General features: G+C 69.1%; 20 protein-coding genes. 11 read left to right on the top strand and 9 right to left on the bottom strand.

Translation table 11 applies throughout. The features are described 5' to 3' along the window. Positions 1-164: 164 nt before the first annotated feature. Positions 165-2,063, top strand: coding sequence for a PhoX family phosphatase (locus VF557_00195; GenBank protein HEX8078605.1), 1,899 nt, complete (start codon positions 165-167; stop codon positions 2,061-2,063). 25 nt (positions 2,064-2,088) lie between these two features. Here the strand turns inward: VF557_00195 and VF557_00190 are convergent, their stop codons facing one another. After that, positions 2,089-2,559, bottom strand: coding sequence for a hypothetical protein (locus tag VF557_00190; protein ID HEX8078604.1), 471 nt, complete (start codon positions 2,557-2,559; stop codon positions 2,089-2,091). A gap of 178 nt (positions 2,560-2,737) precedes the next feature. Between VF557_00190 and VF557_00185 the strand changes: the two genes are divergently transcribed. Further along, on the top strand, positions 2,738-3,403 hold the full coding sequence (locus VF557_00185; GenBank protein ID HEX8078603.1) for a hypothetical protein: 666 nt from the start codon (positions 2,738-2,740) through the stop codon (positions 3,401-3,403). Between the two features lie 196 nt (positions 3,404-3,599). Here the strand turns inward: VF557_00185 and VF557_00180 are convergent, their stop codons facing one another. The 6 genes from VF557_00180 to VF557_00155 form a co-directional block, all read right to left on the bottom strand. Next, a complete protein-coding gene (locus VF557_00180; GenBank protein HEX8078602.1) occupies positions 3,600-3,866 on the bottom strand; it encodes a hypothetical protein in 267 nt (88 codons plus the stop codon). A 17-nt stretch (positions 3,867-3,883) separates the two neighbouring features. After that, on the bottom strand, positions 3,884-4,276 hold the full coding sequence (locus VF557_00175; GenBank protein ID HEX8078601.1) for a hypothetical protein: 393 nt from the start codon (positions 4,274-4,276) through the stop codon (positions 3,884-3,886). Beyond that, positions 4,273-4,848 carry a hypothetical protein gene (locus tag VF557_00170; GenBank protein HEX8078600.1) on the bottom strand — a complete coding sequence of 192 codons (576 nt, stop codon included), beginning with the start codon at positions 4,846-4,848 and terminating at the stop codon, positions 4,273-4,275. Before VF557_00170 ends, VF557_00175 begins: the two co-directional genes overlap by 4 nt. A gap of 453 nt (positions 4,849-5,301) precedes the next feature. Then, positions 5,302-5,817, bottom strand: coding sequence for a hypothetical protein (locus VF557_00165; GenBank protein HEX8078599.1), 516 nt, complete (start codon positions 5,815-5,817; stop codon positions 5,302-5,304). A 12-nt stretch (positions 5,818-5,829) separates the two neighbouring features. Beyond that, positions 5,830-6,378 (bottom strand): MauE/DoxX family redox-associated membrane protein, encoded by a 549-nt coding sequence (locus tag VF557_00160; GenBank protein ID HEX8078598.1) that lies wholly within the window; start codon positions 6,376-6,378, stop codon positions 5,830-5,832. 584 nt (positions 6,379-6,962) lie between these two features. Continuing rightward, the gene (locus VF557_00155; protein HEX8078597.1) at positions 6,963-7,487 is read right to left on the bottom strand and encodes a DinB family protein; all 525 of its coding nucleotides are present in this window, start codon (positions 7,485-7,487) and stop codon (positions 6,963-6,965) included. A 54-nt stretch (positions 7,488-7,541) separates the two neighbouring features. Between VF557_00155 and VF557_00150 the strand changes: the two genes are divergently transcribed. Both VF557_00150 and VF557_00145 read left to right on the top strand, forming a co-directional pair. Beyond that, positions 7,542-7,910 carry a hypothetical protein gene (locus tag VF557_00150; GenBank protein ID HEX8078596.1) on the top strand — a complete coding sequence of 123 codons (369 nt, stop codon included), beginning with the start codon at positions 7,542-7,544 and terminating at the stop codon, positions 7,908-7,910. A 150-nt stretch (positions 7,911-8,060) separates the two neighbouring features. Beyond that, positions 8,061-8,408, top strand: a complete 348-nt coding sequence (locus VF557_00145; protein ID HEX8078595.1) for a YnfA family protein — start codon at positions 8,061-8,063, stop codon at positions 8,406-8,408. A 104-nt stretch (positions 8,409-8,512) separates the two neighbouring features. Here VF557_00145 and VF557_00140 read toward each other — a convergent pair whose 3' ends face one another. Continuing rightward, positions 8,513-9,352, bottom strand: a complete 840-nt coding sequence (locus VF557_00140; GenBank protein ID HEX8078594.1) for a class II fructose-bisphosphate aldolase — start codon at positions 9,350-9,352, stop codon at positions 8,513-8,515. A gap of 145 nt (positions 9,353-9,497) precedes the next feature. Between VF557_00140 and VF557_00135 the strand changes: the two genes are divergently transcribed. From VF557_00135 to pfkB, 3 genes are read left to right on the top strand one after another with little or no spacing between them, the layout of a single operon-like run. Then, a complete protein-coding gene (locus VF557_00135) occupies positions 9,498-10,841 on the top strand; it encodes an FGGY family carbohydrate kinase (protein ID HEX8078593.1) in 1,344 nt (447 codons plus the stop codon). Between the two features lie 43 nt (positions 10,842-10,884). After that, positions 10,885-11,700 carry a DeoR/GlpR family DNA-binding transcription regulator gene (locus tag VF557_00130; protein HEX8078592.1) on the top strand — a complete coding sequence of 272 codons (816 nt, stop codon included), beginning with the start codon at positions 10,885-10,887 and terminating at the stop codon, positions 11,698-11,700. Next, positions 11,697-12,653: a 1-phosphofructokinase gene (gene pfkB, locus VF557_00125; protein ID HEX8078591.1), complete on the top strand. Its 957-nt coding sequence runs from the start codon at positions 11,697-11,699 to the stop codon at positions 12,651-12,653. The genes VF557_00130 and pfkB overlap by 4 nt, the downstream gene beginning before the upstream one ends. A 31-nt stretch (positions 12,654-12,684) precedes the next feature. Here the strand turns inward: pfkB and VF557_00120 are convergent, their stop codons facing one another. Further along, complete coding sequence (locus VF557_00120) at positions 12,685-13,347, bottom strand: hypothetical protein (GenBank protein HEX8078590.1); 663 nt, start codon at positions 13,345-13,347, stop codon at positions 12,685-12,687. A 146-nt stretch (positions 13,348-13,493) separates the two neighbouring features. Here VF557_00120 and VF557_00115 point away from each other — a divergent pair, with 146 nt between their 5' ends. From VF557_00115 to VF557_00100, 4 genes are all read left to right on the top strand, one after another. Next, positions 13,494-14,780 (top strand): AGE family epimerase/isomerase, encoded by a 1,287-nt coding sequence (locus VF557_00115; GenBank protein HEX8078589.1) that lies wholly within the window; start codon positions 13,494-13,496, stop codon positions 14,778-14,780. A gap of 10 nt (positions 14,781-14,790) precedes the next feature. After that, positions 14,791-15,345 (top strand): AAA family ATPase, encoded by a 555-nt coding sequence (locus VF557_00110; GenBank protein HEX8078588.1) that lies wholly within the window; start codon positions 14,791-14,793, stop codon positions 15,343-15,345. 124 nt (positions 15,346-15,469) lie between these two features. Continuing rightward, positions 15,470-16,462, top strand: a complete 993-nt coding sequence (locus tag VF557_00105) for a LacI family DNA-binding transcriptional regulator (protein ID HEX8078587.1) — start codon at positions 15,470-15,472, stop codon at positions 16,460-16,462. Next, positions 16,459-17,871, top strand: a complete 1,413-nt coding sequence (locus VF557_00100) for an FGGY family carbohydrate kinase (protein HEX8078586.1) — start codon at positions 16,459-16,461, stop codon at positions 17,869-17,871. The genes VF557_00105 and VF557_00100 overlap by 4 nt, the downstream gene beginning before the upstream one ends. Positions 17,872-17,880: the final 9 nt, after the last annotated feature.

Genomic DNA, 17,880 nt, shown 5'->3' with positions numbered 1-17,880 from the left:
CGGCTTGGTCACCAGGTTGGGCCGTCTCGTCTAGAAAGGCATGGCGCAACGTCTGACGTGAGGGCGAGGCCTCGACTCCACCGGTTGTTCACTCTGGCGTGGGTCGCGGGTCATGGAGCTCGCTTACGTTCGCTGGGCAGCCAGCGACCCTAGGAGAGCGATCGATGATCCAGCCTTACGACGACGAGGCCGACCTGAACCCGGCCACCGGCACCCACCTGCGCGAGGTGATCGCCTCCCGTGTCTCGCGCCGTTCGGTGTTGACCGGTGGCGCCGCGCTCGCGGCCGGGTTCTTCTCCAGCGGACTGCTCGCCCCTGCCGCGCGCGCCGCGGCGCCGCGGGCGGCGAAAAAGGGCCTACTCGGGTTCACACCGATCCCGCTCAGCCGCGGTGATGAGGTGGCGGTCCCGCCGGGTTACAGCGCGCGGGCGTTCATCCCGTGGGGCACGCCGCTGCTCGGCGACTACCCCGACTTCGTGCCCGGCGCCAACACCGCCGACGAGCAGGCCCAGCAGGTGGGTGCGCACCACGACGGCATGCACTACTTCGCGCTGCACCACGGTCGCAAGGGCAGCACCCACGGGCTGCTGGTGCTCAACCACGAGTACGTGGACGAGGGCTACCTGCAGACCGGCACGCTCACCGTCCCGCCCGCGAGCGGGTGGACGCCGGAGATGGTCCGCAAGTCGCAGAACGCGCACGGCGTCAGCGTGGTGGAGATCAAGGAGTCCGGCGGTGACTGGGAGGTGGTGCGCGGCCGGTACAACCGGCGGATCACCGCGAACACCCCGATGACCTTCGCCGGCCCGGCCACCGGGCACCGCCTGTTGCGGACCGCTACCGACCCGGCCGGCACGACGCCGCTGGGCACGTTCAACAACTGCGCGCACGGCTACACGCCGTGGGGCACGTACCTGACGTGCGAGGAGAACTTCAACGGCTACTTCCGCCTCGATCCCGGCGCCTACACCGCCGAGCAGGCCGCGAACCAGGGCCGCTACGGCATCGGCGGAGACCGCAACCGGTGGGCGACCAACGATCCGCGCTTCGTCGTCACCCCGACCGATCCGAACGAGCCCAACCGCTTCGGCTGGGTCGTCGAGGTCGACCCGTTCGATCCCCACTCCACCCCGGTCAAGCGCACCGCGCTCGGCCGGGTCAAGCACGAAGGCGCGACCGTGCACGTCAGCAAGGGCGGCCGGGTGGTCGTCTACCTGGGCGACGATCAGGTGAACGAGTACCTGTACAAGTTCGTCAGCGCCGGCAACTGGAAGGACCTGCTGCGCGAGCAGGGCAAGAGCCCGCTGGACGAGGGCACGCTCTACGTCGCGAAGGTCAACGACGACGGAACCGGTCAGTGGCTGCCCCTGGTGCACGGCAGCGGGCCGCTGACGGCAGCCAACGGCTTCGCCGACCAGGGCGACGTCCTGGTCAAGACCCGCCTTGCCGCGACCGCGCTGGGCGCGACGCCGATGGACCGGCCGGAGTGGACCGCGGTCGACCCGATCACTGGCACCGCCTACCTGACGCTGACCAACAACACCAGCTCGGCGAAGGTGCTCAGCGCGGCCAACCCGCGCAAGCCCAACGTCTGGGGCCACATCCTCGGCTGGAACGAGGCCGGCGGCGACCACGCGGCGACGTCCTTCAGGTGGGAGCTGTTCCTGGTGGCGGGGCAGGGCCGCGGCAGCGGCGACGGCTCGACCATCGCCGACTCCGACGCCTTCGGCTCGCCGGACGGCCTGTGGGCCGACCCGGACGGCCGGCTGTGGATCCAGACCGACGGTTCCCAGCCCAGCGGCGCCAACGACCAGATGCTGGCGGCCGATCCCGGGGTCCGCGACGCCCACGGCGCGCCCGAGGTGCGCAGGTTCTTCACCGGTGTCACGAACGGCGAGGTCACCGGCGTGGTGTGCACCCCCGACCAGCGCACCATGTTCGTCAACATCCAGCACCCCGGCGAGGGCGGCGGCAGCACCTGGCCGCGGCTGGACGGGATCACCACCCCGAGGTCGGCGACCGTCGTGATCACCAAGGACGACGGCGGGGTGATCGGCTCCTGAGCTCAGGGTCTGCCGGCCACGTTGGTCAGCTGCTGCTTGCCCGACCGCGCTCCATCTGCTGGATCACGTCGAGCAGAGCGGGCTTGGCATAGGCCCAGTTGTGGCACTTGAAGCTGCGAAGCCCCTCGAACGAGGCGCCGCAGTTGACGCAGCTGACGTGGGCGATCGCCTTCGGCGCCTCGGTGTTGACGTACTTCTGCTCGCCGAGGATGACGTTGGCGATCATCTCGGCCGAGTGCACGCGGGCCAGCCCCGACGCGACGATGTCCAGCCAGCTGATGGTGCGATCGCACTCGGCGCAGGTCTTTCGCTCACCGCTAACCCACAGCGGCGCGCCGATGGTGTCCGGCGGCATGTTGAGCAACTTCTCGATCTCGCGCACGTCCTGATCGCTGGTGAGCCAGCGGTGCCGGCCGGGCAGTGAGGCCGGCGAGTCGTACACCTGACGGAACACCGCGTCGTCGACGGCGACGGTGTGGCGCTGTTCGTCCTGCATGGGGAGCCTCCAGGGTGATCAAGGTGACGCACGAGCGCGCGCCGACGTAAGAGCCGGAGGCGGTTGAGGCCAGCAGCCTGTGTAGTAGGGGAGCGCGATGATCCGGTGATACGTCCGATGTGCCAGCGCGCCTCGGGCAGCCGCTCCGCCTAGCGGCGAGGACCGCTACCGTCTGAACATGCTCATCGCTGGTTCAGTCGATTTGAACGAGGTGTTGGCGCAACTGGCCGTCGCCCGTCCGGTGTTCCACTCCGAAGCCGACTTCCAGCTGGCCTTCGCCTGGCTGGTCCAGCGACACGATCCTGCGATGCGGGTGCGGTTGGAAACCCGGCCAGTGCCGGGCGTGCGCCTGGACTTGGACTTCGCTCGTCCGGACCTCGGCCGCGCGAGCGCAATCGAGCTCAAGTACCTCACTCGGCGCTGGACCGGCCAGGTGGACGACGAGTGGTTCGAGCTGAAGGATCAGGGGGCACAAGACATCCGCGGCTACGACTGCGTTAAGGACATCGTGCGGGTGGAAACGTTCGTGGCCAGCCGCTCTGGCTGTGACGGGGCAGTGATCGTGCTGACCAACGACCCGAGCTACTGGAAGCCTGGCACGGGGTTAAAGGACACCAACGCCGCTGCCTTCAGGCTCGGCGAGGGCACTGTGCTCTCCGGCCTCAAAGCCTGGGGCCCTAACACCGGAGCCGGGACACGTAAGGGCCGAGAGTTGGATCTCGCGCTCACGGGAACCCACACGCTGGGCTGGGCCGACTACTCACAGCTGCCGGGTGAGGCGACAAGAGGCCGGCTGCGTGCGTTAGTTGTGGAGATCCCAGCAACCCACAAGCCTGCTGTGTAGCACTGTTTCCTTCTGAACGCGGGTGATCCGATGCTGAGGCTCAACGTCCGGTGCGGATCAGTTCGCCAGGTTCACGCGCGGGACCGGCTTGCTTCGGGTCTAGAAGCCCGGCGGCCGGCTTGGCGGGTGCCGACCATGCCGGCAACGGCCACCGGCGCTCGGACGCATAGGAACCAGGCCGGTGCGTCCTTGACGACTACGGGTGGTTGTCATACCTCGGGTAGCGGACGCTGACCACGCCGTCGACGCTGCCGATTACCTCGACGATCTCTTTGGTGTACCGGTCCTTGCCGTGGGGAGTCAGTTTGACATCGGGGTCGATGTTCACCTGCCGCGCATGGTGGTGTTGGGCGTAAACGTCGGTCGGCTTGCCGTTGATCACCTTGGCGCAGACCGACAGGGACGTCGTTCCATCGGCCTCTGCGTGGACGACGAGCATGCCACGATCGGTGGGAATGGGCATGGGTGTGTCTACCTTTCTTATCGATCATCGGTTGGGAATTCCAGTGGCGAAGGCTTGGGCTGGCCGGCGCCGAACATCACCTGCCGCCAGTCGCCGGCGTAGCAGAACACTCCGGCGCGGGTGTTGATGCCGAGGCGGTGAGGCACCCGCGAAGCGTAGATGTGGCGCGGCACGCTGCCCATGGAGTAAACGCTGTCAAGGTCGCGCCACAGCGACATGCTCAGCACCGTGCGGGCCCGCCAGTCGCGCAGCATCACCGCCCCGAGGTATCCCTCAGCAAGTTGGGCCACCTGCCGTTTGATTCGTGCGTGTAGCACCACGACGACTACCATGGCAAAAAAGCTTGGGCATTCGAACCGGGTGATCATCACCTGACCTCGGGTCGGGTCGATGTCGAACGCCGGGCTCAACCGGTCACGCTCATGAGAAGCGTGCCCAGTCCCGCGGCCAGCATCGTCGCGCCGGTCGCCCAACGAGTCCGTCGTATCCATGTCCAGTCCAAGCCGCCTCTCATGGCCACGGCCCAAGCGGTCATGCTCAGGGTAAGGACCCCGGCCGTCGCGGCCAGGCTGAAAGCAATCAGGGCGGCTGGGACCAACCCCGGATCCAGCAAAGTCACCGCGGCGATGGACAGCCACAGCAGTGATGACGCCTTCTGGGTGGTGACGAGAAGACCCAGGTCGAAACCCCATGTCAATCCGAGGGCTCCGGGCGGCAGCGACCGGACCAGGCGTTGGGGCACTTGACGCCACACGTGCGGCGTACGCCCGGTCAAGTCCGCCAGGCCGAGTGCGAAGGCTAGGCCGACGAGCAGGACCATCTTTACCGGTAGTGGCATGACCCTCCCGGCGAGGTGCCCGGCCAGGTACAGCGGTACGGCCAGGACCAACCCCGCGCTGATGCCCCCCACCGCGAGACCGGTCAGGAAGCGGGCGCCGCTGGCGCGGCTTCGCTGCAACATCGGGCCGGCGACCCCAGCCATGGACAAGCCTCAAGGGCTCAGTATCTGCAACAGCGCCCCAGCCACACCCATGATCACCCAGACGGTCACTGCGCAAGTCCTATCGGGGCCAACACGCGTAGGCGGAATACCTGTAGCCGGAGGTCTCGCAGCATTCGCACTGATACGGAATTCCATTCCTGGAGTAATAACAGCGCCACGAGTAAACCGCATTCGACATGCAGTTCTGATAACCGATGTTCGACGGGCAGTGGGCGAGATTGCAACACCCGCAACCACCAGCGGCGGAGGCGCTAGAGGCGCGGCCGAAAGTTGCGCCAGCTACGGCGAGTCCGCCGATACCGACGCGGGCTAGGAACTTGCGCCGCCCCAGCCCTGGCGCATTTTCTCTGGGGGTCGGGTCAGGTGGCTGCGCTGTCATACCGTCTCCTTGGTTTGTAAAAGCGTCAGTTAGGTGGTGGGTCGTCCGTCCGGCTACGTGACCGGGGAAACTGCGGACTGCAGGGCCGCGACATCGGTGAACACCAGCGCCGAGCTCACTTGGCCGTCCCGCAAAATCAGCGCCGACGGGCTGGTCAGCACGCCGAATTCCTTGGTCACCCAAGCCCCGTTGACGTCGACATACACCGAAGCCCGGGGGAGGCCGTGCTCCCGCACGAAGGCCTCGGCACGGTCAGGATCGGCAGTGGATAGGACCACGCCCGTGTCATAGCCAGCCATCGGTTCGAAGCGGTCACGCAACTGCCCCGCGACCTGGGCGCAACTGGCACATGAGGTACTCAGCACCAGCAACACCGCGTCGGTGGCCGTCGCCAGTGGAGCCAACTCCTGAGGCCAGGCCTGGGGGCGCTGTCCGACCTTCGCCTCTTCGAGCGGACCGGTAGCGGCGGGCGCGGGCCCAACCCGGGAGTACAACTCTCCCAGCATTGCGAAAAACATGATCATCACAGCCACCATCAGCAGGATCATGAACGCCAGGGCATAGATCATCAGCCGGTACTCCTAATTCTGTGAGACTTTGCGGCCACGCAACCCGAGTGAGGGAGCCAGGTCCCTGATCATGTCCCGGTACAGCCATCCGGCGAGCACCGCTGCCGCCGCAGCCGTGCCCAGCATGGGGAGACCCTCAGGCGCCGCCCAACCACCGGAGCCGCCCCGGAACAACAACGCCGACAAGCCAGCGAGTATGAAGCCGAAGACCACGTTTCGTGCTCCCAGCGACCGGCCACCGGCCCGGCCGAAGCAACCGCAGGGCGTGCCGAGCCCGCGGCTCGAAGCGAGGATGCCGGCACCGGCGAACGTGGCACCGAGCACCACTCCAGCGGCAGCGCCTGCCCCGCGTGCCATCGGCACCGACAGGGCGAGCGCCGTACTGATCTCGGCCACCGCCACCAAGCGGGCCAGCACCATCGCGCGCGACCCCACCGCAGGCACCAACTCACCGATGGCCCGGCTCAGATGCGACGGGACCGCCAGCTTCGTCATCCCAGCACAAAGGAGGGTGCCGGCGAGCAGAACGGCGAGAGCGTCAAAGAATGCGGCTACCGCCATCGCATCGCCTTTCGCCAACTATGCGAGGCAATACGGTATCAGCTAGTACATAAACCGACCAAGCATTAGGTTATGGCATTGTTTACCCAACAGGCGAATTGCACACGAGTGCACTGCGGAGATTGGATCGCTGTGCCCGGGGAACCGGACACATGCCCGGACCGACTCAGCCGCGCGGCCGGGATAAGTTGAATCACGCTCTCGGGCCACGTCGCCCTTAACCGGCATCACACTAACCGTGCCCTCAGGGCTAAGGGTCTACCGGACGAGTACGAATTGACTCCTACGGTCGGGACAACGCCTTATGACCATCGGAACGCTCCTGGCTAAAGCTGAAGCCACAGTTGATAGCAGCGATGCAGGACACCATGACGACGAGCCCACGCGACAACTCGACGAGGCGAAAACCCGAGATCGCAACCATCGATTGGAGCGACCCGATGACGCGCGGCGCGAGCCGGCGGCACTGGCGGACCAGCCTCGGACCTGCAGCGTCAGCTCTCCACGCTGGAGGTGCGGCAGATCAGCAATGGTGTGCGCGCGGGTGACGCACGCCGACAGGGCAGCGCTGATCCATGGAAGGCTCAGCGGCCGGTGGCGCCGTCGATCAGCTCGCGGAGGATGTCGGCATGGCCCGCGTGCCGGGTCGCCTCACCGGTGGCGTGCGCGATCACCCAGCGCAGGCTGAGGTATTCGCCGTCGATCGGCACCACCACGCGAGCCTCGGGGTCACCGACGCGGCGGATCAGCTCGTTGCTCTCCTCGATCGCGGCACGGTAATCGGCGATGACCTCGGCCCCGCCGCGGTCGGCAGGGACCGCCATGTCGAAGTCGAAATCGGCGTCCTCGCCGATGCCGGCGAGCTGGTGTCCGAACCAGAACCGTTCGCCCACGGTCAGGTGCTGGATCAAGCCCAGGATCGAGGTGCCACTCGGGACGACGGCCCGGCGCAGTTGCTCCTCGGTGAGACCGGCCGCCTTCTTGAGCACGCAGGACCGGACGAAGTCCAGGAAGGCCAGCGCGGTGTCGAGTTCGCCGGTGTCGACGCGCGGGACGGGCTCGCGTTGGGTCTCGAAGTCCGGCGGCCGGCTTGGTGTGGTTTCGACCATGCGGCAACGGTAAGACTTGCAACCGGTACCTGGGTACAGGCTTACCGTGTGCTTATGACAACGACACCGGGCGCGGGCCTGGGGTGGGCGCCCGCCGCCTGCGCCCTGCCGACAGAAGAGCAACCGTTGCGGATCGCCGAGTTCGACACCCTGTTCTCCCGCCACGTCCAGCAGGTGCGCCGGGAGGGCACGACCCGGCTGCTGCTGGCGCTGTCGAGCGGGCCGGAGGTCGCGGCGACGGCAGCGGCCCTGGCCGTCCGCGAGTCCCGCTGCTGCTCGTTCTTCACCTTCGACCTGCGGATCACCGACAGCGCGCTGACCCTCGTCGTCAGCACGAGCGACGCGCACGCCGGCGTGCTGGCCGCCCTGGCGGACCGGGCCGCGTCGCTGTCCGGGCGGTGTGACCGGGCTGCGGACCGGTGAGGTCGCCAAAAGCTTCGCCCTGCCCGCTGCCGTTCGTCGAGCTGCGGTTCGTCGAGCTGCCGTTCGTCGAGCTGCCGTTCGTCGAGCTGGCGCGAGCGCAGCAGCAGGCGTGACGCGCGGGGCCGAAGCCTGTCGCTCTACGATCGGTCGGTGACCATCGCCCGCTCGATCCTGCTGTTCGTGCTAGCGGCGGTGGCCGAGATCGGCGGCGCCTGGCTGGTCTGGCAGGGCGTCCGCGAGAGCAAGGGACTGGCATTCGTCGCCGCCGGCATCGTCGCGCTCGGCGCCTACGGCTTCGTCGCCACGCTGCAGCCGGACGCCAACTTCGGGCGCATCCTCGCCGCTTACGGCGGCATCTTCATCGCCGGCAGCCTGCTCTGGGGCATGGTCGTGGACGGCTTCAAGCCCGACCGGTGGGACCTGTGGGGCGCGGCCATCTGCCTCATCGGCGTGGCCGTGATCATGTACGCACCGCGCGCCGGCGCACTGGAGGCATGACCCGGCGCGCACGCGGCCAGGGGCCCGACGGCGAGACGAGCGATCACCATCCTCGACGAGGTCGGCGGGTGGCGGATCGGCTGGCGAGCCGCTGAGACGTCGGGTCAGGCCGGCCGGGACACCGTCGCGGCCAGCCGCGCCACGACGGCGGCGAGGTCAGCGCGAGCCGGGGTGAGGTACTTGCGCGGATCGACCAGCGAGCCGTCGGTGAGAGCTTGGCGGATCGCGCCGGTGAACGCGACGTTGAGGATCGTTCCGATGTTGACCTTGACGATGCCGCTGCGCACCGCCGCCTGAAGGTCGGGGTCGGGCACTCCGGAGGAGCCGTGCAGCACCAGCGGAACGGGCACCACCTCACCGATCCTGGTGATGAGGTCCAGGTCGAGGGACGCCGTGCGCTCGGTCATGGCGTGCGAGCTGCCGACCGCGACGGCGAGCGCGTCGACCTCGGTGTCGGCGACGAACCGCGCTGCCTCGTCGGGATCGGTCCGCACCCCCGGGGTGTGCGCGCCACCCTTGCCGCCCACCGCCCCGAGCTCGGCCTCGACGTAGAGCCCGTGAGCCCGGCCCCAGCGGGCCGCGTCGCGGGTGGCGGTGACGTTGTCGGCGAAGTCCAGCTTGGAAGCGTCATACATCACCGAGCTGAATCCCGCGTCCGCGGCGCGATGCAGCAACTGCTGGTCCTCGACGTGGTCCAGGTGCAGTGACAGGTCGACCGCGGCGCCGGCAGCGACCGCGGCGGACGCCGCCGCGATCGGAAACACATTTCCATGGTGGTAGGCGACGGCGTTCTCGCTGATCTGCAGGATCACCGGCGTGCCGGCTGCCTCCGCGCCGGCGGCGATCGCCTCGGCGTGCTCGAGGGTGATGACGTTGAAGGCCGCGACGCCCCGACCTGCCTTCCGGGCGGCGTCCACGATCTGGCGGGTCGATGCCAGCGGCATGTCCGTAGGCCTTTCGGTTGTCTGCTCCGCGGTCTCGCTGCCGCGCCGTCGCCGAGGCTTGACGAAATCCCATCGAAACGCAACGATACCCAAGAACAAGCAACGAAGGCAATGGGTGCGTGGCCTGGCCCCGAGGGTGAGCGGCATGGACTATCTGGTCGGTCTCGATGTGGGCACCACCTCGAGCAAGGCTGTCGTCCTGGACACCGGCGGAGCGGAGGTGGCACACGGCCGCGCCCCGACCTCGTGGCACGCCGCCGCGGCCGGTGGCGTGCAGACCGAGGCGCCGGCCGTCCTCGAATCAGCCCGCCGCGCGCTCGCCGCGGCGCTGCGCAAGACCCCCGGTGGTCCGATCATCGCCGTGGGCGTCGCGAGCATGGGGGAGTCCGGGGTCCTGCTCGACCGCGACGGCGACCCGATCGCCCCGGTCATCGCCTGGCATGACAACCGGGACGAGAAGGAAGTGCGTCAGCTGGGCGAGACGTTCGGAGCCGAGGGCTTCGCACGCCGGACAGGTCTGCCGCTGCGCTCGCAGTGGAGTCTGACCAAGCACCGCTGGCTCATCGATCATCACGCTCCCAGCGAGAACGCCGTGCGGCGCCTGGGCATCGCGGAGTGGGTCGTCCGCCGGCTCGGCGGCGAGGAGGTCAGCGAGGAGTCGCTCGCCTCCCGGACTGGTTGGCTGCAGCTGGAGGCCCGGGACTGGTGGCCCGAGGCGCTGGAATGGTCCGGAATGAAGGCATCGCTGCTGGCCCCGCTGGTCACGGCCGGCACCGCGGTGGGCCGGGTCTCGCCCACGGTGGGCCTGGACGGCTTGAGCGGCGCTGTGCTGACGGTCGCCGGACACGATCATCAGGCCGCCGCCATCGGTGCGCGGGCCGCGGCCGCCGGCGACGTGCTGGACTCGTGCGGCACGGCAGAGGCTCTCATCCGGACGGTGCTGCCAGGACTGGACGCGGATGCGGTGCTGGCTCTGACCGGCGCGGGAATCACCGTCGGATGGCACGCGCTGCCCGACCACTGGTGCCTGCTCGGCGGCACTCAAGGTGGCTTGGTACTCCAACGGGTCCTGACCGCTCTCGGCAGGACCGGGTCGGACCTGGCCAGTCTTGACCCGCAGGCCCTCGCCGCCGATCCGGCAGGCGTGCGGATCAGCGGTGACGACCCGGTCGGCATCAGCGGCATCACCGAGGGAACGGGGCCCGCGCAGATCTGGCGCGCCGCTCTGGAAGAAGTCACCCGGCGGGCCGGGGTCCTCGACGCGGCCATGACAGCCGTCAGCGGCCGGGGCAACAAGTTCATCGTGACCGGCGGCTGGGCCCGCAGCGCGGCTCTGCTCGAGATCAAGCGGCGCGCGTTCGGACCGCTGACCCACACCGACGTGCGCGAGGCCGGCGCGCGCGGAGCGGCGATCCTGGCGGGCGTGGCGGCGGGTGTGTACCGCGACGTCGACCATGCCCAAGCGCTCACCAGGGCCGCGAGCTCCTAACCAGCCGATGGCCGACAACCTGTCATGAGGGGCGGAAGAGACCGTGGCCCGTAACGCGAGCAGGTCTACCGGGCGGGCGGACTCCGACAACGGTCGCAGTCCGTACTCGCCGCAACGGCAGCAAGCGATCATCTCCACCCTCCGGACGTCCGGACGGGTCGACGCGGCCGACATGGCACGCAGGTTGCGGGTCACCAGCGAGACCGTCCGCAAGGACATCATTCAGCTCGAGCGGCAGGGATTGCTGCGCCGGGTGCACGGGGGAGCGGTGCCGATCGGCGAGCTGCACTACGAACCGGCGGTGACCGCCCGGACGGAATACGCCGCGGAGAAGGACCGCATCGCCACCGCGGCGCTGGCACACCTGCCCTCATCCGGCTCGGTGTTCATCGATGCCGGGTCCACCACCGCTCGGCTGGCCGCGTTGCTGTCCGATGACCGTGAGCTCACGGTGTTCACCACTGCCCTGCCCATCGCCCTGACGCTGCTGGCGCGGCCACATCTGACGGTGTTCGTGATCGGTGGCCGGTTGCGCAGCCGGACGGTCGCCACCGTCGGCAGCTGGGCGGCCCGGATGCTGGCTGAGATCAACGTCGACGTGGCCTTTCTCGGTACGAACGGCATCCGCGTCGACCGCGGCCTGACCACGCCCGATCACGAGGAGGCGGCGATCAAGCGGCTCATGCTGAAGGCAGCCCGGCGCAGGGTGCTGCTCGCCGATCACAGCAAGGTCGGGCAGCTGAGCGTCTGCCAGCACGCCGACCTCGCCGACATCGACCTTTTTCTCACCGACACCGGGCTGGCCCCCGACGACCTCGCGGCCCTCCGAGCGACCGGACTCACCGTGGAGCTGACGTGATCATCACCCTGACCCCCAATCCGAGCGTCGACCGCACCCTGGAGATCTCGTCGCTGACTCCCGGCGGCGTCCACCGTGCCACCGCGGAGCACGAGGAGCCCAGCGGCAAGGGCGTCAACGTCAGCCGCGCCCTGACCAACAACGACGTGGCGTCGCTGGCGATCCTACCGATCGGCGGCTCCGCCGGAGCCCAGCTCGAATCGCTGCTGCGCGCCGAACGGGTCGACTTCGAAGCGATCCCGATCTCTGAGGCGGTTCGGGTGAACATCTCCCTCACCGAGCCCGGCGGCCGGGCGACCAAGATCAATGCGACCGGGCCGGAGCTGAGCGCCGCCGAGCTGAGGAGTCTCACCTCGGCGCTGCTGGACCGGGTCAGCGAAGGCGACTGGGTGGTGGCGTCGGGAAGCCTGCCCCGCGGCGTCAGCAGCGACTACTACGCCACGGTGGGCGGGCTGGTTCACCAGGCCGGTGGCTGCTTCGCCCTCGACGCCAGCGGACAGCCGTTGCTCGCAGGCCTCAGCGCGGGACCCGACGTGATCAAGCCGAATGTCGAGGAGCTTGAAGAAGCGGTCGGCCGCCCGATCCACACCCTCGGCGACGCGGTTGCCGCTGCTCGGCAACTGATCGAGCGGGGCGCCCGGTCAGCGGTGGTCAGCATGGGTCGCGACGGGGCGCTGCTGGTCGATGCGGATCAGGTGCTGCACGCGTCGGCGCAGGCGCCGAACCCGCGCAGCACCATCGGCGCCGGTGACGCGCTGCTGGCCGGTTTTATCGCCGGCGGCGGGGACGGTGAGACGGCGCTGCGCGAGGCTGTCGCGTGGGCTACCGCCGCAGTGGGGATGGAAGGAAGCCGGGTACCCGTCATCACGGAGCACCACAGGTCACTCGTGCGCGTCAGCGAGCCCGCGCCTGCCTACCGGCTGCACCGCGACGGCGCCCCGGCCCTCGGCTGAGCAGGAATCCCTCGGCTGAGCAGAATCTCGATCAGGCCTGAAGCAGGAGCCGGTGGGTACGGATGATCTCCTGGAGATCCAGCCGGACCATCACTTCCAGCCACTCGGCGGCATCGGCTGACAGGACCTCGAACTCTTGCTCGTGTCGCAGGAAGGTAGCTGCCACCAGCATCGTCGCGGTCACGGAGTTCCTGCCGGGCCGGCTGCTGTGCAGCGCGACCACGAACGGTTCGGGAGTGCCGAAGTCCGGCGCTGACAGGCAGGCATAGCGGTAGCCGGTGACTTCGTGCGGCTCGAGGTCGCCCGGGATGATCCGCCGGAGGGTGGACACGTTGCGCGGGTCGGTGAACAGCATCGACACGCTGACCGGATTGCTCCTGCTCGGGTCTGCGGGGCCTCCGCGCAAGGCATGGGAGATGGCGTCGAGCTCGGCGACGGTCAAGTCCTCGGGGAGCCCCTTCTCGGCGAGCAGGGCCCACACCGGTTCGGACTCGGACACCGCGCGAAGCACGTCCTCGGCGACGCGCCCTTCCACCCCGATGTCCCGGCGGCGCAGCAATTCCAGGTCCTCGCTGCTGAGCGCCTCCCCGGCGAGCCGCATGGCTGCCTTGCGCACCAACCCGCCGTCGTTGTAACGGCTCAAGCGCACCCGAAGTTCTTGGGTGTCCTCGGGGCCTGGGCCAGGGAGCTCCATGACGTCGTCCCGCCTGTCAACAATGGTCGGCGTGCACCAGCCTACTCGGGGAGAAAGGGGGTCATCGGCCTCGCGAAGGGGCGTGCTGTAGCCGCACCGGAGGTCCCGATGCCAGCGGATCTCCGGGCAGGTGCACAGTGGTTGCCATGGAGAACACGCAGTTCGCGGGACCGAAGTGGACGACCCTGCCGTCGCACCGCGCGTGGCTGGCCGAGGAATGCGTTCGGCTGCTGGATTTCGCCATGGCCTCGGCGCACCCCGACGGGGGATTCGCCTGGCTCGACGACAACGGCGTCGCGCTGCTCGATCAGCCTGTTCATACCTACATCACCAGCCGCATGACTCACGTGTTCTCTCTCGGCCAGCTTCTGGGCCTGCCGGGGATGGGCCGGCTTGCCGATCACGGGGTCGCGGCGCTGTCAGGCCGCCTGCGAGACCTTGAGCACGGCGGATGGTTCACCGCCGTCGGACCGAATGGCCCTACCGCAGGGCAGAAGCGCGCTTATGAGCACGCGTTCGTCGTGCTCGCCGCCTCCAGCGCGGCTGCTGCCGGCCGCGACGGCGCCGCGCGACTGCTCAGCGATGCCTTGGCGGTGGTGGAGGAGCAGTTCTGGGTCGAGGAGGACGGGCTGCTCGTCGATGAGTGGGACGAGCAGTTCCGAACGCTGGATCCCTATCGAGGGGTCAACGCCAACATGCACGCCGTCGAGGCCTTTCTCGCCGCGGCCGACGTCACGGGTCTGGCGCTGTGGCGGGACCGGGCGCTACGCATCGTCGAGCGCGTCGTGCACGGGTTCGCCCGCTCGAACAGCTGGAGCCTGCCGGAGCATTTCGATTCCTCCTGGCAGGCGCTGCCGGACTACAACACCTCTGATCGGGCCCACCAGTTCCGCCCGTACGGGGTCACCATCGGGCACCTGATGGAGTGGGCTCGGCTGGCGCTGCACCTGCGCGCCGCGCTGGGGCCGGCGGCTCCGGACTGGCTGCTTGCCGACGCCGAGTCGCTGTTCGGAGCGGCGGTGCGCCTCGGCTGGTCGGTCGACGGGGCAGAGGGGTTCGTCTACACCGTCGACTGGGACGGGACCCCCGTGGTGCGGGACCGGCTGCACTGGGTTCTCACCGAGGCACTGGGAGCGGCCGCGGCCCTCGGCGGGGTCACCGACGACCCGCGGTACGAGCACTGGTACCGCCTCTGGTGGGATCACGCGGCCGCGCTCTTCCTCGACCCGGTCGGCGGGTCGTGGCGACATGAACTCGACCCCCGCAACCGGCCGGCTGCCACCGTCTGGAGCGGAAAACCCGATGTGTATCACGCCCTGCAGGCCACGATCATCCCGGTGCTGCCGCTGGCGCCCACGTTCGCGACAGCGCTGGCCAGGGAGCTGGGGCCTGGAGTGAACGCCGACGCGCGACCCCGTTCAGCCAGCCGGTGAGGTCCTTGTCGTGAGGCCTCCCGTGATCCTGGTGACCGGAGCCCCCGCGACCGGCAAGAGCACCTTGGCGGCCGCCCTGGCCGCGCGGATGACCGCAGCGCTGATCGACCAGGACGTGGCCACCGGCGCGCTCGTCGAGGTCATCGGCTCGCTCATCGACGTCCACGACCTGGACGACCCCCGGCTTGTCGCGCTCACCCGTGCCGCGCGGTACGAGACGATCCTCCACCTGGCCGAGGACAACCTGCGCTGCGGTTCGGCCGTCGTGCTGGTGGCCCCGTTCACGACCGAGCGGCGTCAGCTCGACGCGTGGCAGCAGCTGGAGCGCCGGCTGGAGGCAGCCGGCGGGGTGCCGGTCCTGGTGTGGCTGCAGCTGGAACCGCACCAGCTCCTCGCGCGGATGCGGGCGCGGGCGGCGCTGCGAGACGTCGACAAGCTCCGCGACGAGGCAGGCCTGCTCGCTCGGCTGGATCTCGATCCACCGGTCGGGCCGCACCTTCGGCTGGATGCCGCGGCTCCGGCCGAGGACTTGGCGGAGCTGGTTTCAGCGCGACTCCGGCGCTAGCTCGCAGGGGTTTGCCATCGATGGCAAAGCCGTGCCATAGTGGTTTCAGTGCAGCTTTGCCATCGATGGCAAAGCTGGTGTGAAGCCCCGATCAACCGATCGACGAGAGGTCGATGACGCTGGCATGAACGGCCGAACCATCCTGCGTGATGTCGCCGAGGCGGCAGGCGTGAGCCTGCGCACCGCGTCCCGGGTGCTCAACGATGACCACCGGGTGGCTTCGGCCACCAGGCAGCGCGTGCAGCAGGCGATGCGTGAGCTGCAGTTCCAACCGGACGCGATGGCGCGCTCGCTGCGCGCCGGCACGGACACCACGATCGGCCTGATCGTCGAGTCGGTCGCCGATCCGTTCTTCTCGGCGCTGACCGAGGCAGTCGAGGCGGCCATCACCGTGGACGGCAAGTCGGTTCTGGTCGCCAGCACGCACCGTGACAGCGCCGCGGAGCGCCGCATCGTCGACCGGATGCTGCAACGGCGGGTCGGCGGCCTGCTGATCTCGCCTACCGGTGACGACCACAGCTGGCTCGCGCACACCCCGGCGCCCGTCGTGTTCGTCGACCGCGCCGCCTACGGCCTGCAGGCCGACCTGGTCGGTATCGATGACCATCGAGCCGCTGTCGAAGCGGTCAGTCATCTCCTGAAGCACGGCCATCGCCGGATCGCCTATGTCGGAGACAGCCCGGCGATCACGACATCGGCGGCTCGCCTGGCCGGCTACCGGGATGCCCTTGCCAGCCACGGTGTGACGGTGGAGGAGCAGCTGGTCCGCTTGGACTGCGTCACAGCGCCGGACGCGGCGGCGGCCACAGCGGCGTTGCTGGACCTCGAGGAACCTCCCACCGCTATCTTCAGCGCCGGAACCCGCAGCTCGCTCGGCGTCGTGCCCACCCTGCACGCGCGCGGCCGCGCCGGCATCGCGCTCGTCGGCTTCGGCGACTTCGCCATGGCTGACACGTTGCGACCGGCGATCACCGTGATCGACCATTCCGCATCCGAGGTCGGGCGCGCGGCGGCGGCTCGACTCCTCGCTCGAATCGCCGATCCGGGACTTCGGGTCGAACACCTCCAGGTGCCGGTGCGCCTCATCCAACGCGGTTCCGGAGAGCAGCGCCCATGACCTCATCGTCCGACGTCTTCATCGGCCTGGACCTGGGAACCACAACGTCCAAGGCGCTCGTACGCACCGATGACCACCGTGACCTCGCCATCGTCGAAGCTCCCACGCCATGGCACAAATATCCCGACGGGCGTACCGAGACCGGTCCAGAGATCCTGCTGAACCTTGCGACGCAGCTGATCTCCCGGGCGACCTCCACCGCGGAGTCAACCGTCGGGCCGGTTCGCGTTCGTGGCATCGCGGTTGCGGGCCTGGCCGAAAGCGGTGTTCTGCTGGACCCCGCCGGACGCCCGATGGCTCCCGTCCTGGCGTGGTTCGACCGCCGCGGCCACCAGCAGGTCGATCGGCTCGCGGCAGCCGATCCGGGATTCGCCGAGCTGTTCGCCGCCAGGACCGGCCTGCCCTGGGACTGCCAGGCGAGCATCGCGAAACTGATGTGGTTGCGGGACAACGGCTGGACCATCGGGCCGGGCGCTCGATGGCTCAGCGTCCCCGAGTGGATCGTCCACCAGCTCGGGGGTGACCAGGTCCGCGAGCCGTCACTGGCATCGCGAACCGGCTTGATCGATCAGAACACCGGCGATCCATGGCTGGACGGGCTCAGCGCCGCGGGGCTGCCGGCCGGGCTGCTGCCGCCGGCGCTGCCCGCCGGACAGTGCGCCGGGCGGCTCCGCCAGGACCTGGCGCCCACCGGCAGCGCCCAGGCCGCGCTGACCGTGGCCGGCCACGATCATCCCGTCGCGGCGCTCGGCAGCGGCGCCGTCGGACCCGACGAGCTGTTCAACTCCAGTGGCACTGCCGACGTGGTGGCCCGCTCGATCCCTGGCCGCCTGGACGACCGGCAGCGCGGGATCGTTGTCGGCTCCGGTTGGTCGGCAGGCAGCCACGTCCTGCCCGACAGCACCCTCATCCTCGCCGGGGTGCGGGGTGGCCTGCTGCTGCGCCGGGTCCTGACCTCGCTCGGAGCCGACTCGCCCGAGGGCCGCGCCGCCGTCGATCGGGCAAGCCTGGCCGTCGACACGCTGCCGCCGGGGCTGGAGGTCTCCGGCGCGGGCCCGACCGGCAACGACGTCGTCATCCGGTTCGGCGACGACGCGACTCCGGCGGCGATCTGGGCCGCTGCCACCCGGTACACCGCCGCGGAGATCAGGACGCTGCTGGCCAACATCGAACGAGTGGTCGGTCCGCACCGGCGAGGGATCGCCTCCGGTGGCTGGACGCGAATGGCCAGCGTTCGGGCCGCGAAAGCCTCGGCGATCGACAACCTGTGCTTCTCACCTGTCACCCAGCCGGGCGTCACCGGCGCTGCCCTGCTGGCCATGTACGCCGTCTCGGACGGCTCGACCCCGCTTGCCGACTTCGTCGTCCAGGCAAGCCGCGACACCGACCCCATCACAGTTCACCATTAAGGAAGAAAC

The organism is Jatrophihabitans sp., assembly GCA_036389035.1.
GTDB lineage: Bacteria > Actinomycetota > Actinomycetes > Mycobacteriales > Jatrophihabitantaceae > Jatrophihabitans_A.
The sequence above is the reverse complement of the archived record's forward strand: the minus strand, read 5'-3'. Positions and strand labels throughout refer to the sequence as shown.